Annotated in this window: 14 protein-coding genes and 1 pseudogene; 7 read left to right on the top strand and 8 right to left on the bottom strand. The window is 71.7% G+C overall.

Annotation, left to right across the window (positions count from 1 at the left end):
- Window positions 1–170, top strand: a pseudogene (locus GRC12_RS33015) (keto-deoxy-phosphogluconate aldolase); the annotation flags it as partial.
- Here the strand turns inward: GRC12_RS33015 and GRC12_RS33010 are convergent.
- The 3 genes from GRC12_RS33010 to GRC12_RS33000 are packed head-to-tail and all read right to left on the bottom strand — an operon-like array spanning window position 171 to window position 2959.
- On the bottom strand, window positions 171–1367 hold the full coding sequence (locus GRC12_RS33010) for a bifunctional RNase H/acid phosphatase (RefSeq protein ID WP_208783326.1): 1197 nt from the start codon (window positions 1365–1367) through the stop codon (window positions 171–173).
- 12 nt (window positions 1368–1379) lie between these two features.
- Complete coding sequence (locus GRC12_RS33005) at window positions 1380–2123, bottom strand: zinc ribbon domain-containing protein (protein ID WP_208783324.1); 744 nt, start codon at window positions 2121–2123, stop codon at window positions 1380–1382.
- Window positions 2120–2959, bottom strand: a complete 840-nt coding sequence (locus GRC12_RS33000; RefSeq protein WP_208783314.1) for a Nif3-like dinuclear metal center hexameric protein — start codon at window positions 2957–2959, stop codon at window positions 2120–2122. The genes GRC12_RS33005 and GRC12_RS33000 overlap by 4 nt, the downstream gene beginning before the upstream one ends.
- A gap of 268 nt (window positions 2960–3227) precedes the next feature.
- Between GRC12_RS33000 and GRC12_RS32995 the strand changes: the two genes are divergently transcribed.
- Both GRC12_RS32995 and GRC12_RS32990 read left to right on the top strand, forming a co-directional pair.
- Window positions 3228–4466, top strand: coding sequence for a hypothetical protein (locus GRC12_RS32995; protein ID WP_208783322.1), 1239 nt, complete (start codon window positions 3228–3230; stop codon window positions 4464–4466).
- A 98-nt stretch (window positions 4467–4564) separates the two neighbouring features.
- Window positions 4565–4720 (top strand): hypothetical protein, encoded by a 156-nt coding sequence (locus GRC12_RS32990; protein WP_208783310.1) that lies wholly within the window; start codon window positions 4565–4567, stop codon window positions 4718–4720.
- 99 nt (window positions 4721–4819) lie between these two features.
- On the opposite strand, the gene GRC12_RS32985 is transcribed toward GRC12_RS32990, so the two are convergent.
- Genes GRC12_RS32985 through GRC12_RS32975 form a run of 3 tightly spaced genes read right to left on the bottom strand, consistent with a single transcriptional unit; the run spans window position 4820 to window position 7782 of the window.
- Window positions 4820–5758, bottom strand: a complete 939-nt coding sequence (locus tag GRC12_RS32985; protein WP_208783309.1) for a 3-oxoacyl-ACP reductase — start codon at window positions 5756–5758, stop codon at window positions 4820–4822.
- 60 nt (window positions 5759–5818) lie between these two features.
- On the bottom strand, window positions 5819–6895 hold the full coding sequence (locus GRC12_RS32980; protein ID WP_208783308.1) for a Zn-dependent alcohol dehydrogenase: 1077 nt from the start codon (window positions 6893–6895) through the stop codon (window positions 5819–5821).
- Window positions 6896–6924: 29 nt separating this feature from the next.
- Window positions 6925–7782: a MaoC/PaaZ C-terminal domain-containing protein gene (locus GRC12_RS32975; protein WP_208783306.1), complete on the bottom strand. Its 858-nt coding sequence runs from the start codon at window positions 7780–7782 to the stop codon at window positions 6925–6927.
- A 259-nt stretch (window positions 7783–8041) separates the two neighbouring features.
- Here GRC12_RS32975 and GRC12_RS32970 point away from each other — a divergent pair, with 259 nt between their 5' ends.
- The 3 genes from GRC12_RS32970 to GRC12_RS32960 are packed head-to-tail and all read left to right on the top strand — an operon-like array spanning window position 8042 to window position 11088.
- Window positions 8042–9073, top strand: a complete 1032-nt coding sequence (locus GRC12_RS32970) for an ABC transporter ATP-binding protein (protein WP_244374142.1) — start codon at window positions 8042–8044, stop codon at window positions 9071–9073.
- Complete coding sequence (locus GRC12_RS32965; RefSeq protein WP_208783318.1) at window positions 9073–9789, top strand: ABC transporter permease; 717 nt, start codon at window positions 9073–9075, stop codon at window positions 9787–9789. The genes GRC12_RS32970 and GRC12_RS32965 overlap by 1 nt, the downstream gene beginning before the upstream one ends.
- A 15-nt stretch (window positions 9790–9804) precedes the next feature.
- Window positions 9805–11088, top strand: a complete 1284-nt coding sequence (locus GRC12_RS32960) for a sensor histidine kinase (RefSeq protein WP_208783305.1) — start codon at window positions 9805–9807, stop codon at window positions 11086–11088.
- A gap of 21 nt (window positions 11089–11109) precedes the next feature.
- On the opposite strand, the gene GRC12_RS32955 is transcribed toward GRC12_RS32960, so the two are convergent.
- Window positions 11110–11964: an alpha/beta hydrolase gene (locus GRC12_RS32955; protein WP_208783304.1), complete on the bottom strand. Its 855-nt coding sequence runs from the start codon at window positions 11962–11964 to the stop codon at window positions 11110–11112.
- Window positions 11965–12104: 140 nt separating this feature from the next.
- Between GRC12_RS32955 and GRC12_RS32950 the strand changes: the two genes are divergently transcribed.
- Window positions 12105–12737: a response regulator transcription factor gene (locus GRC12_RS32950; RefSeq protein ID WP_208783316.1), complete on the top strand. Its 633-nt coding sequence runs from the start codon at window positions 12105–12107 to the stop codon at window positions 12735–12737.
- 37 nt (window positions 12738–12774) lie between these two features.
- On the opposite strand, the gene GRC12_RS32945 is transcribed toward GRC12_RS32950, so the two are convergent.
- Window positions 12775–13381, bottom strand: a 607-nt coding sequence (locus tag GRC12_RS32945; RefSeq protein ID WP_208783303.1) for a hypothetical protein, incomplete at its 5' end; no start/stop codon positions are given.

Genomic DNA, 13381 nt, shown 5'->3' with positions numbered 1-13381 from the left:
GTCCGACGGGTGGGATCGGGGCCGGGAATGCGTCTGACTACCTGGCGTTGCCCAACGTCGGCTGTGTCGGCGGGACTTGGATGCTTCCGCCGGACGCCGTGGCCGCGCGGGACTGGGGACGGGTCGAGGCACTTGCCCGAAAGGCGGCGGGCCTCGGTCAGCGCACGTGATCAGCGCAGGTGAGACGTGTCGTTGAACAGCCGTACGCTCGCGTTGCCGTCGGCGTAGTACGCCACCGCGGACACTGAGGCGGCCGAGAGTTCCATGCGGAACAGGGCCTCCGGCGGGGCGCCCAGGGCCAGTTGGACGAAGGTCTTGATCGGCGTGACGTGGGAGACGAGCAGGACCGTGCGGCCCGCGTAGGCCGCGACGAGTTTGTCCCTCGCCGCCGCGATACGGGTCGCCGTCGCCGCGAAGCTCTCGCCACCGCCGGAGGGTTCGACGGTCGGGTCGGACAGCCAACGGGTCAGGTCGTCGGGGTAGCGTTCGCGGACCTCGGCGAAGGTCAGGCCCTCCCAGGCACCGAAGTCCGTCTCCCTGATCTCGTCCTCGACGCTCACCTCCAGGCCGAGGTGCCGGGCGACGATGCCGGCGGTCTCGCGGGTGCGGGCGAGGGGGGACGCGACGATCGCCTGGATGGTCCCGCGCCGGGCCAGCGAGGCACCTGCCCGCTCGGCCTGCTCCCGCCCGACGTCGGAGAGGGAGGGGTTGGTGCCGCCGGAACCCGAGAACCGCTTCTGCGGGGTCAGGGGCGTCTCCCCGTGGCGAAGGAGTACGAAGGTCGCGGGCGCCCCCATGTCGGCGGGAGCCCAGCCAGGGCTGGCGACAGCCGTGGCCGCCCGCACATCGGCGTCAGCGGGAGAGGAAGGGGCGGCGGCGGAGTCGGAAGCAGCCGCAGCCGGCCGGGACGCCCCGCTTTCCAGTGCCGCCGTCGACCTCGCCGCCGACCACTGCTCCCCCCGCTTCCCCGCGTCCATCGCCTCGTTCGCCAAGCGGTCCGCGTGCTTGTTCTGCTCGCGCGGGATCCACTCGTACGTCACCTGGTGCGGCGGGAAGATGCGGGACGCCTCGGCGGCCAGCGGCTTCATGTCGGGGTGCTTGATCTTCCAGCGGCCCGACATCTGCTCGATGACCAGCTTGGAGTCCATGCGGACGTGGACCGTGGCAGCCGGATCGAGTTCGTACGCCGCCCGCAGGCCCGCCAGCAGCCCCCGGTACTCGGCGACGTTGTTCGTGGCGATGCCGATGTACTCGGCCGCCTCGACCAGGGGCTCCCCCGTCGCCGCGTCGAGGACGACCGATCCGTAGCCCGCGGGCCCGGGGTTGCCCCTCGACCCGCCGTCGGCCTCGACGATGAACTCCCGCACCACGCCCGCCCCTTACAGACCGGACTCGGCCGTGCGCACCAGGATGCGGCGGCAGTTCTCGCAGCGGACCACCGTGTCGGGGGCCGCCGCGCGGATCTCGTTGATGTCGGTGATGGCCAGCTCCTGGCGGCAGCCCTGGCAGGTGCGCTGGTAGAGCTTGGCCGCGCCGATACCGCCCTGCTGCTCGCGCAGCTTGTCGTAGAGCTTGAGCAGGTCGGCGGGGATGGTGGCGGAGATGACCTCGCGCTCCTTGGTCACCGTTGCGACCTCGCCGTCGATCTCCTCGAAGGCCGCGTCCCGGCGGGCGGTCGCGTCGTCGATCTTCGACTGGACGGAGGAGACCCGCCCGGTCAGCTCGCGCACCCGCTCCTGCACGGACTCGATGCGCTCCATGACCTCCAGGACGACGTCCTCGAGGTCGCCCTGCCGCTTGGCGAGGGAGGCGATCTCGCGCTGGAGGTTCTCCAGGTCCTTGGGGGAGGTCACGGCGCCGGAGTCCAGGCGCTGCTGGTCGCGGGCGGCACGCTGGCGCACCTGGTCCACGTCCTGCTCGGCCTTGGTCTGCTCGCGGGCGGTGTCGCTCTCCTCGGTCTGCGCGGCCACGAGCAGGTCGCGCAGCTGGGTGAGGTCCTTGGTCAGCGACTCGATCTCGGCGTGCTCGGGCAGGGACCTGCGCCGGTGCGCGAGCTGCTGCAGGCGGACGTCGAGTGCCTGGACGTCGAGGAGTCGGATCTGGTCGGCGGGCGCGGCGTTCAGTTGGGGGCTCCAGGTGAAGGGGAGTGGCTGGTCCAGGGGTCGGTGACCGTCTTGGAGACGTGGACGCGCAGGTCCCAGCCGTGGCTGTCGGAGATCTCGTCGAGCTGGGCTGCGGCCAGCTCGCACCAGGGCCACTCGGTGGCCCAGTGCGCCGCGTCGAGCAGCGCGAGGGGGCTGTGGAGGACGGCCTCGGAGGCCGGGTGGTGACGCAGGTCGGAGGTGAGGAAGGCGTCGACGCCGGCCGCGCGGACCTGGTCGAAGAGGCTGTCGCCGGAGCCGCCGCTGACGGCGACCGTGCGGATCGTCGCCCGGGTGTCGCCGGCGACACGGATGCCCTGCGCGGTGGCGGGCAGGCGTTCGGCGGCCCGTGCGGCGAAGTCGGCGAGGGTGAGGGGGTGGTCCAGTTCGCAGATGCGGCCCAGGCCGCGGCGGCCCTCGGGGTCGGTCGGGTCCGGGACGAGGGGGCGTACGACCCGCAGGTCCAGGGCGCCGGCGAGGGCGTCCGAGACACCCGGGTCGGCGGTGTCCGCGTTGGTGTGGGCCACGTGCAGCGCGATGTCGTTCTTGATGAGGGTGTGCACGACCCGGCCCTTGAAGTGCGTGGCCGCCACCGACGTCGTACCGCGCAGGTAGAGCGGGTGGTGGGTGACCAGCAGGTCGGCGTCCAGCTTCACCGCCTCGTCGACGATCTCCTGGACGGGGTCCACGGCGAACAGGACCCGCGTGACCTCCTGGTCGGGGTCGCCGACGACCGTGCCGACCGCGTCCCAGGACTCGGCCCGCTCGGCGGGCCACAGGTTGTCCAGGGCGGCGATGACTTCAGACAGACGGGGCACGGACAAAAGGCTACCTGCCTGATCTGTGGCGCTGAACCGAAGCCCGTGGTCGGAGTGCGGCCCGGGAGTACGGGTCTCGTCGCCCCGCTGCTTCCCGATCGGCTCCCCGATGGGCTCCCCGATCGACTCCTATGGTCCCCTTCAGCACAATCGCCCCCTTTCCCTCAGGCGAATCGTTCCGCTGCCATCCTTATGTGTGAAGCGTGAGCCTGGTGGTCCCACGTCCGTGCGTACGAAAACTAGCTTCGTGGCCGGAGGTGACCAGACGATGACGGCCTGTGCGATCGAGCCCGAGGCCGCCCCCGGGGGCGAGGCTCCCCGGGCGGCCTGCACCATCACCGCTGACGGCGCCTACGCCGCCCGCCTCGCGCTGAACGGCGACTGCTGGTTCCCGGAGCGCTGGACGCTGGACGGCCCGGAGCCGTACGCCGTGCCGCTGCCCGGCAACCAGCCCGAGGAGCCCGGCACCGAGGTACAGCCGATGGGCGACGGGCGGGTGCTCATCCGGCGGGTGACGGAGGGGCGGCACGTCTTCTCGCTGCTGTATCCGACCGGCCCCGGCACCGGTGAGGTGCTGATCGGCGCGGTCGAGTGCCCGGACGAGGACACCCGGCTGGGGCTGCTGCCGCCGGCACCGGGGGGCGAGAAGGCGTACGCCCTCGCGGTGGGCCGGCGGTCCAGCACGCTGTGGCTGGTGGCGGGTGGGGTCTTCGGTCCCGAGCGGGTGACGGAGGTCCCGGGGCGCTGCTCGGGCGGGGCGTGGCTGGACCACGCGGGGCGGATGCTGGCCCTGGACCGGGAGGTCGGGGGGCGGACCAAGACGATCGTGGTGGATCTGGAGCGGGGCGGCGAGGTGTCGCCGTTCCTGCAGATCGCCGACGGCAGCGACGACCGGCTGCTGCTGGCCGACCCGGACAGCGGGCTGCTGCTGATCCGCTCGGACGCGCCGTCGCCGGGCGAGGAGCGGCTGGGGTGGGGGGTGTTGGGCAGCACGCTGCCGGTGCGGTTCCCGGAGTGTCTGCGGGTGCCGGACTGCGCGGTGACGCCGTTCGCGATCCAGCCGGGGCGGGTGCTGGTCCCGGAGAGCTGTGCGGTGGCGCTCCGGGTCGACGGGCCGATGGGCACCTGGGTGGCACTGTGGCGGCCGGACCGACGGCAGGTGCACCATCTCCCGGCACCCGAGGGGTGGTTGACGGGGACGGGGCTGTGGACGCCGGACGGGGTGCTTCAACTGCCGTATGCCACGGCCGAGGTGCCGTGTGGGGTGGCGGGGGTGACCGTGCCCTCGGAGAATCCAGTGCTGTCGATCGGGCCGTCGCAGGATCCGGTGTCGGGCACGGCGGCCTCGCAGGACCCGGTCGGCGGGAGCCCAGACACCCCAGTGAGGGACGGGAGTTCCGTCGCGACGGAGGACGTGCGGCCCGTGGAAGCCGAGCCTCCGGAGCCGGTCGTGGCGCGTCCGGTGCCGTTGCGTGAGGCTCCGCTGGGACGTCTTGTAACGAAGTAGTGCCGATGGGCCGTGGCGCCTGGATTCGGCCCGAGGTGTGCTGGTTACACTCGCCGGGCTGTTAGAAAGATCATGTTGTTACGGGGTGAAACCTTCCGATGAGCGACACCAGCACGATGCAGCCGCTGTCCGCCGAGGCCCAGGAGGACGCCGGTCACGGTCGTCACCGGGGTCCGGTCTCGGTCCAGGACGGTGACACGGCCCCTCAGGGTCGTCACCGCAAGCAGTCCGAGGACACGGGGACGGCTGCCTGAGAGCAGAGAACAGACGGAGGGCCCGCACATCAGTGCCGATGTGCGGGCCCTTCCCCTTGCCCCTTCTAGTCTTGCCCCTTCTAGTCTTGCCCCTTCTGGCTACGTGCGTTTCAGCCCCAGCACCTCCACCGCCCCGAACGTCTCCCCCTCCGGGCGTTCCGCGTAGTGCGGGGTGAGGACCGCGTCCAGCTCGTCGTACGTGAACGTGTCCTGCTTGCTGTCGAACTTGGCCCGCACCCGCGGCCGGTCGACGATCGCCACCATGCCGCCGTGCACGACGAGGAGCTGTCCGTTGACGCGGGAGGCGGCGGGCGAGGCCAAGTAGCCGACGAGCGGGGCGACATGCTCGGGCGAGAGCGGGTCGATGCCGTCGTCGGGTTCCTGGAAGCCGGCGAAGACGTCCTCGGTCATCCGGGTACGGGCGCGGGGGCAGATGGCGTTGGCGGTGACCCCGTACTTGGCGAGCGCGAGGGCCGTCGAGGTCGTCAGCCCGACGATTCCGCCCTTCGCCGCCGCGTAGTTGGGCTGGCCCGCTGAGCCCGCGAGGAAGGCCTCCGAGGACGTGTTCACGATACGGCCGTAGACCGGGGCGCCCGTCGCCTTCGAGCGTTCGCGCCAGTGGGCGGCGGCGAAGTGGGTCGTGTTGAAGTGGCCCTTGAGGTGGACCCGGATCACCGAGTCCCACTCCCCCTCGGTCATGGAGAACACCATCCGGTCGCGCAGGATGCCCGCGTTGTTGACCAGGACGTCCAGCTTCCCGAACTCCGCGACCGCCAACTCGACCAGTTCCCGGGCCTGTTGGAAGTCGGCCACGTCGCCGGTGTGCGCCACGGCACGCCCGCCCGTCGCGCGGATCTCGGTGGCGACCTCCTCGGCGGGGGCCCCGGAGGCCTCTCCCGTGCCGTCCCGGCCCGGCTGGCCGAAGTCGTTGACTACGACGGCCGCTCCGAGCCGGGCGAGCTCCAGCGCCTCGGCCCGGCCCAGGCCGCGACCCGCCCCGGTGACGACGGCGGACAGTCCCTCAAGTGGCAGTGACATGAGCACCCTTCACGTAGGCACGTAGGCACGTAGGCACGTAGGCACCTAGGCCCGTAGGCGTCAGATCTCGATGCACGTACGCAGCGCGGTCCCCGAACGCATCTGGTCCAGCGCCTCGTTGATCTCGCTCAGCGGTACCCGGTGGGTGATCAGACCCTCCAGGTCGACGCGGCCGGCCCGCCACAGGGCGATGGTGCGTTCGTAGGAGCGCAGGACGTCGCCGCCGCCGTACATGGACGGCAGGATGCGCTTCTCGTCGAAGAACAGCTCGAACATGTTGAGCTGGAGGAAGTCGTCCATGGCGCCCGCGCCGACGACCACGAGGGTGCCGCCGCGCCGGGTGTTCTCGTAGGCGGTGCGGGCGGTGGCCGACTTGCCGACGACCTCGAAGACGTAGTCGAAGCCCTCGCTGCCCGTGACCTCCTGCTTGGCGGTGGGCAGTTCGTCAGGGGAAACGGCCTTGGTGGCGCCGAACTTGAGCGCCGACTCGCGGCGCGCGGCGACCGGGTCGACGGCGACGATCTCGGCGGCGCCCTTCAGCCGCGCCCCCTGGATCGCGGAGATGCCGACGCCTCCGCAGCCGATGACGGCGACCGACGAACCGGCCTCCACGTCGGCCGTGTTGAGGGCAGCTCCGAGCCCCGTGGTGACTCCGCAGCCGATCAGCGCGGCGATGTCGAAGGGCACGTCGTCGGGGATCGGTACCGCGCAGCCGGCGTCGACGACGACCTCCTCGGCGAAGGTGCCGGTGCCCGCGAAGCCGAAGACGTCGCCGCCGGGGCGCTTGAAGTTGGGGGTTCCGGCGTTCATGAATCCGGCCAGGCACAGTTCGGTCTGGCCGCGTTTGCAGGCCGGACAGGCGCCGCAGGCCGGCAGCCAGCAGACGACGACCCGGTCGCCGGGCTTGACGCGGGTGACGCCCTCCCCCACCTCCAGGACCTCGCCCGCGCCCTCGTGCCCGGGCACGAACGGCGCCGGCTGCGGCAGCACCCCGTTCATCGCGGACAGGTCCGAGTGGCACAGGCCCGTGGCGCGTATCCGGATCCGCACCCTGCCGGGCCCGAAGCCCGTCGGCTCGACGTCCTCGAGGACCTCCAGCTTGTCCTGGCCGATCTCGTTCAGTACGGCTGCTCGCATGGTGCGGCTCCCCTCAAGTCAGCTGGGATTCAGGAGTGTTCGACGACGGTGTCGGCGAGGACGGGCGCGTCGCCCCGCTCGACGGCGCTGACGGCGACCCTGGTGGACTCCGCCGTGTGCCACATGCGGACGCGCAGGGTCTCGCCGGGGTAGACCACGCCGGCGAAGCGGGTCGTGTACGAGCGCACCCGGCCGACGTCCCCGCCCAGCAGGGTGTCGACGACCGCCTTCAGCGTCATGCCGTAGGTGCACAGCCCGTGCAGGATGGGCTTCTCGAACCCGGCGAGCTTGGCGAACTCGGGGTCGGCGTGCAGCGGGTTCCAGTCGCCGGAGAGGCGGTAGAGCAGGGCCTGGTCCTCGCGGATCGGGCGTTCGACGATTCGGTCGGGTTCGCCGGTGGGTTCGTCGAGGGGGGTGGAGGGGCCGCGGTCGCCGCCCCAGCCGCCCTCGCCCCGTACGAAGATCTGGGCGTCATTGGTCCACAACGGGCCGGCTGAGTCGGCGACTTCGGTGCGCATGACCAGGACGGCCGCCTTGCCCTTGTCGTACACGGCGGCGATACGGCCCGTGGCGGTGGCGGTGCCCTGGGCCGGGATGGGGCGGTGCAGGGTGAGGGACTGGCCGCCGTGCAGCACCTTGGCGAGGTCGACGTCGATGCCCGGCATCGACAGTCCGCTGATCACGCCCGGTGATCCGGAGCCGGCGACGGTGGCGAAACTGGGCAGCACGTGCAGCCGGGACTCCAGGGTGTAGCGCAGCTCGTCGGGGTCGGTGGCGGGGATGCCGGCGCCGATGCCGAGGTGGTAGAGCTGGACGTCCTTGGTGGTCCAGGTCAGCTCGCCGGTCCGGGGTTCGGCGGCGAGGGCCTTGGCTGCGTCGATGGGCATGGGGCTCCTGAAGGTGGCGACTGAAGACCCCGGTGCGGCCGTCCGCACCGTCGGCCGCACCGAGGTCGCTGCGGGTGCCGATCTAGAACGCGTTCCAGTCCGGCGCCCCTTGTATAGCCCAGCGCACCGCCATTGTGAAGGCTCCTGACACTGTGTCAGGTGACGGGGTTCGGGACATTTGTACTGCCCGGGTCCGTACAAGCGCATCTGCCGGGCGAGCGCCGGGGTTCGTAGCGTCGTAGGCATGACAGTCGTGGGGATGACATCGGACACAGGGATGACATCGGACGCCGAAGCGGCCGTGTCCTTCACGGGGGCGGTCAAGAACTACGGCACGGTACGGGCCGTCGACGGCCTCGACCTCGCCGTCGCGCCCGGTGAGACGGTCGCGCTGCTCGGGCGCAACGGGGCCGGGAAGTCGACGGCGATCTCGCTGCTGCTCGGGCTGATCGAACCGGACGAGGGGACCGTGCGGCTGTTCGGCGCGGACCCGGAGCGGGCGGTGCGGGACGGTCGGGTGGGCGCGATGCTGCAGGAGGCGCGGGCGGTGCCCCGGGTCACCGTGCGGGAGCTGGTCACCTTCGTCGCCGGGCGCTATCCGGCGCCGATGCCGGCCGCGCGGGCGCTGGAGCTGGCCGGGATCGCGGAACTGGCGGGGCGCCGGGTGGACCGGCTCTCCGGCGGGCAGGTCCAGCGGGTGCGGTTCGCGCTCGCCCTCGCCGGGAGCCCGGCACTGCTCGTGCTGGACGAACCGACGTCCGCGCTGGACGTCGAGGCGCGGCAGGCGTTCTGGACGTCGATGCGCGGCTATGCGCGCCGCGGCCACACCGTCCTGTTCTCCACCCACCACCTCCAGGAGGCCGACGCCTACGCGGACCGCATCCTCGTCATCGACCGCGGGCGGATCATCGCCGACGGCACCGGCGAGCAGCTCAAGCGCTCGGTCGGCGGCGGCCTGGTCGCCTTCGACCTCGCCGGCCGCCCCTCGGACGGCCTGGAGCGGCTGCCGGGCGTGCGGTCCCTGGAGATCCGCGGCGACCGGGCCCGGCTGCGCACCGACGACCCGGACGCGACGGTCGTCGCCCTCGCGGCGATGGGCGCCATACGCGGCCTGGAAGTCGCCCCGGCGTCCCTGGACGAGGCGTTTCTGGCCCTCACCTCGTCGTTCACGGAATCGGTCAAGGATCCGGTCACAGAATCGGTCAAGGAATCGATCACGGATCCGGTCACGGAACCGGTCACGGAATCAGTCACAGAATCGGTTACGGAATCGGTCACGGAGGCAGCGTGATGTTCGACTACCTCAAGCTCGAAGTGCGCCGCACCCTGCGGGACGTCGGTTTCGTCATCGGCGGGATCGCGATGCCGGTGCTGATGTACCTGCTGTTCACCAACCTCGGGGCGGCCGACGGCACCTGGAAGACCGGGGCGATGGTCGGGATGGCCGGGTACGGGGCCGTCGGCTGTGCGCTCAACACCGGCGGCGGCGTCGCCGAGGACCGGGCGATCGGATGGCTGCGACAGCTCAGGGTGACGCCGATGACTCCGCGCCAGGTCGTCATCGGCAGGACCCTGACCGGCTCGGTGACCGTCATACCCGCGATCGTGGCGGTGCTCGCGGCGGGCGGGCTGCTCAACGGCGTTCGGCTGGCCGTATGGCAGTGGGCGGCGATCGCGGTGCTGCTGTGGCTGGGCTCGGTGCCGTTCACCCTGCTGGGCCTGGGCAACGGCTACCGGCTCACCGGCCAGACCACCGGCGTCACCAACATGGCCTGCAACATGGGCCTCGCCGTCCTCGGCGGACTGTGGTTCCCGGTCGCCCTGTTCCCGGACTGGCTGCGCACCGTCTCCTCCTACACCCCCACTTACCGCTTCGCCGAACTCGGCACCTCCATCGCGGCCGGCCACGCACCGGCGCTCGGCGCGGTCGCGGTGCTGTGCGCCTGGTTGCTGGCGTTCGGTTCATACGCTGTGCTGTCGTACCGGCGGTCCGGTCGGACCGTCTGAATGGGGGAGCGACAGATGTACTGGACGCGAGGGGCCACCTGCCGGCTTCGCGAGTGGCGGGCCGCGCGAGCGCGGTGGCGGGCGGACATGCAGGCCTTCAAGGCCGCGCGGAAGGAGGCACGCCGCACCGGCGCCGAGGTGCCCGAGAACCCGGGCCCGCCGCCGACCGCCTTCTCCCTGCTTCCCTGGCTGCTGATGGGGCTGGGCGCGTTCTCCAACCTCTTCCAGGGCAAGACCCCCAACCCGTGGGTCGGCGGCCTGGGACTGCTCGCCTTCAACTCCCTCTACATCTACGTCGCCGCCCGCTCCTTCGTGAAGGAGAAGCGCCAGGCGGCCTCCACCCGGGTGGCGCTGGCCCTGATAGCCGCGATCACCTGCGGCCTCGCCGGCGGCTACGGCGGCAACTGGCTGCTGTTCTTCCCCTTGCTGGGCCTGGCGACGGGCGCCGCGCTGCGGGGCGAGCACCTGCGCTGGGCCGGCACGGCCGTCGCCGTGCTCGCCGGTGTGGTCTCCGCCCTCCGCGGCGGCTGGTCCGGCCTCAACATCGCCTACGCGACCTGGATCTCGACCATGGTGACGGCCGCGATCCTCTCCCTCTCCGAAGCGGTGCGCGAACTGCGCGCCGCCCGCGAGGAGTTGGCCCACCAGGCCGTCGAGAAGGAACGCCTGCGCTTCTCCCGGGACCTGCACGACCTGCTCGGCCACACCATGTCCGTGATCGTGGTGAAGTCGGAGGCCGCCCGCCGCCTGGCCCCGCGCGACCTGGACGCGGCGCTCGGGCAGATCACCGACATCGAGTCCGTGGGCCGGCAGGCGCTCACCGAGATCCGCGAGGCCGTGACCGGCTACCGCGAGGGCAGTCTCGGCACCGAACTGGACCGGGCCCGCTCGGTGCTGACCGCGGCCGGCATCGAACCGGTGGTCACTCGCTCCGGCGCCCCCCTGGCCCCGCAGAGCGAGGCCCTGCTGGGCTGGGTGGTGCGCGAGGCGGTCACCAATGTCGTACGGCACTCCGGTGCGACGCGCTGCGAGATCGGCGTGGTCGCCTCGGCCGAGCACGTCCGGCTCACCGTCTCCGACAACGGCGATGGCGACGGCGAGCCCGCCGTGCCGCCCGCGGCCGGCGTCGGCGTCGGCGGCACCGGTCTGAAGGGGCTCACCGAACGCCTCGCGGCGGCCGGCGGCTCACTGACCGCCGGTCCCGCGCCGCGCGGCGGCTTCACGGTCACGGCCGAACTCCCGGTGGAGACCGGCGGCTTGCTGGACCTCGAGCCGGCCACGGCGCCCAGGGCGCGCTGACCATCCCCGCTCGCGTCTGCCTCATCCGTCGCCCGGGGTGGTGGTGGGGTACAGCGTGCGCAGACCCTCGTTCAGTGTGTACGACAACGCCGAGCCGTGGGTCTGTCTGGGATACAGGCGGGAGGTGACCTCCAGCGACGGGTAGTCGCGCAGGCGCAGCAGCTGTGCCATGCGGGTCATCGAGCCGAGGATGTCGGCGGCGGCCACGAAGGGGTCGGTGAGCTCCGCCTCGCCCGCGCCGAGGAACAGCTTCGCCGCCAGGTCGTCGTGGGTCGTGGCGTACTCGGCCTCCAGTGTGAACAGCAGGTCCTCACACCCACTGAGGGCTGGGCTGGCGGCCAGATAGCGGCCGAAGGCCGTAGGCCGGGAGAACAGGGCGTAGCCGACGAAGTGTCCGCCACCGGAGAACCCCACGAGGCCGTGATCGTCGTCGCACCGGAACTCGGTCGCCACCCGCGGGCGCAACTCGTCGACCAGGAACGACAGCATCGCGTCGGCGCCGCCACCACGCGTCGGCGTTTCGCCGGCCAGTGCCTCCATGCGCGCGCCGCCGAGCCCGGCGTTGACCCATCTCGGCCTGGCGTAGAAGTCGTGGGTCCGGCGTGCGCCGAACTCCGCCGGATCGCTCTCGTCGGGAGCCCCGACGCCGATCACGACGAGTTCGGCGACCTCCCCCACGGTGTGGAGCCAGTTCAGCAGGCCGACGACGAGCGGGAAGGTGAGGGACGCGTCCGTCACCCAGAGGACGGGGTAGGCGCGGTCACCGTCCTCGTACGACGGAGGAAGCGCGATGTGCACGTCGTGCGGCCAGGGCACATCGGTCCCCTGCGTCCTTCTGGTGGGCAGAACCTGATAGGTGTGCCGGGACTGGGACACGGCCACTCCTTACTGAAAACGGGATCATTCGGACATTCCATCAAGGGTTCCTCACGTTCTCGCTCCACACGGAACCTATTCCGACCCGCACTCGGCCCGCCCTCGGCCCGCCCGCGCCCTACCCTTGCCCCGTGGACGAGATGCCCCGGGACCGTCGCCCGGCGAAGAACGTGCGGGTCCTGCTCGCCGAGGACCAGGGGATGATGCGGGGCGCGCTCGCCTTACTGCTCGGCATGGAGCCGGACATGACCGTCGTCGCCCAGGTGGCCTCCGGCGACGCGATCCTGGACGCGGCTCTGACCCACCGTCCGGACGTGGCCCTGCTGGACATCGAACTGCCCGTCCGCAGCGGCCTGGACGCGGCGGCCGACCTGCGCGAGCAGGTACCGGACTGTCGGGTGCTGATACTCACCACCTTCGGACGCCCCGGCTATCTGCGCCGCGCCATGGAGGCCGGAGCCGCCGGCTTCCTCGTCAAGGACGGTCCCGTCGAGGAGTTGGCGGCCGCGATCCGCCGGGTGCTGACCGGCGAGACCGTGATCGACCCCGCGCTCGCCGCGGCCGCGCTCAGCGCCGGGCCGAATCCGCTGACCGCCCGCGAGTGCGACGTACTGAAGGCGTCCGTGGACGGCGCGACGGTCGCCGACATCGCCGCCAAGCTGCATCTGTCCGAGTCCACGGTCCGCAACTACCTGTCCTCGGCCATCGGCAAGACGGGCACCCGCAACCGCATGGAGGCGATGCGTGAGGCCCGTCAGCAGGGCTGGCTGTGAGCCGTCACCGCCCGGCGACCGCCCGGCCCGGCAGCCGTCACTGCGCCAGTCCCGTCACCCGCGCGTCCCGGTAGGCCGTCCCCTTCGGTGCCAGGCACGCGAACCAGCGGTCCTGGGAGCCCTCCACCGTGCGGATGCCCTGCTTGAGGTCGCCGTTGTCGGCGCGTCCCGAGACCCGGTGCAGGACCGTGCTCGTCCCGTCCTTCCAGAAGCAGGTGACCTCCTCGGCACTCTTGCCGACCTGACCGACGACCAGACGCAGCGCCTTGCCGGAAGGCGTCAGTCCCATCGCTGTGGAACCGGTCCGCGTGCTCACCGTGGCGGACCCCTCGGGCACCGAGTTCTCGATGACCACCGAGTCGTCGCCCTGGTAGACGCGGTGCACGAAGTACGTCGTCTTGCCCACCAGGTCGGTGGCCGTCCGCACCGACGCGGGCCAATCACCCCGGTAGTCGCCCATCACCGCCAACTGGGCCTCCGCGTCCGCCTTGGTGCGTGGCGCGTCCCACACGTCGATGGAGACCTCCCAGTCCTTGCCGTCCTCGACCCCGCTCGCCAGGTCCGTACGGTGCGGCTCGACGAGGGATGCCTTGTGCGACGGCCGGGACGACGGGCGCGGTGGCGCTGACGGGGCTGCCGGGCGG

The organism is Streptomyces griseorubiginosus (genome assembly GCF_017614965.1).
In the GTDB taxonomy this organism is placed as follows: Bacteria; Actinomycetota; Actinomycetes; order Streptomycetales; family Streptomycetaceae; genus Streptomyces; species Streptomyces griseorubiginosus_B.
This window is presented reverse-complemented; position numbering and strand designations above follow the sequence as displayed.

Excerpts from the sequence above, each read along its gene's own strand:
- GRC12_RS32995 (WP_208783322.1), top strand. The coding sequence starts at position 3,228 with ATGACGGCCTGTGCGATCGAGCCCGAGGCCGCCCCCGGGGGCGAGGCT.
- GRC12_RS32965 (WP_208783318.1), top strand. The coding sequence starts at position 9,073 with ATGTTCGACTACCTCAAGCTCGAAGTGCGCCGCACCCTGCGGGACGTC.
- GRC12_RS32950 (WP_208783316.1), top strand. The coding sequence starts at position 12,105 with ATGCCCCGGGACCGTCGCCCGGCGAAGAACGTGCGGGTCCTGCTCGCC.
- GRC12_RS32990 (WP_208783310.1), top strand. The coding sequence starts at position 4,565 with ATGAGCGACACCAGCACGATGCAGCCGCTGTCCGCCGAGGCCCAGGAG.
- GRC12_RS32985 (WP_208783309.1), bottom strand. The coding sequence starts at position 5,758 with ATGTCACTGCCACTTGAGGGACTGTCCGCCGTCGTCACCGGGGCGGGT.
- GRC12_RS32980 (WP_208783308.1), bottom strand. The coding sequence starts at position 6,895 with ATGCGAGCAGCCGTACTGAACGAGATCGGCCAGGACAAGCTGGAGGTC.
- GRC12_RS32970 (WP_244374142.1), top strand. The coding sequence starts at position 8,042 with ATGACATCGGACACAGGGATGACATCGGACGCCGAAGCGGCCGTGTCC.
- GRC12_RS32960 (WP_208783305.1), top strand. The coding sequence starts at position 9,805 with ATGTACTGGACGCGAGGGGCCACCTGCCGGCTTCGCGAGTGGCGGGCC.
- GRC12_RS32975 (WP_208783306.1), bottom strand. The coding sequence starts at position 7,782 with ATGCCCATCGACGCAGCCAAGGCCCTCGCCGCCGAACCCCGGACCGGC.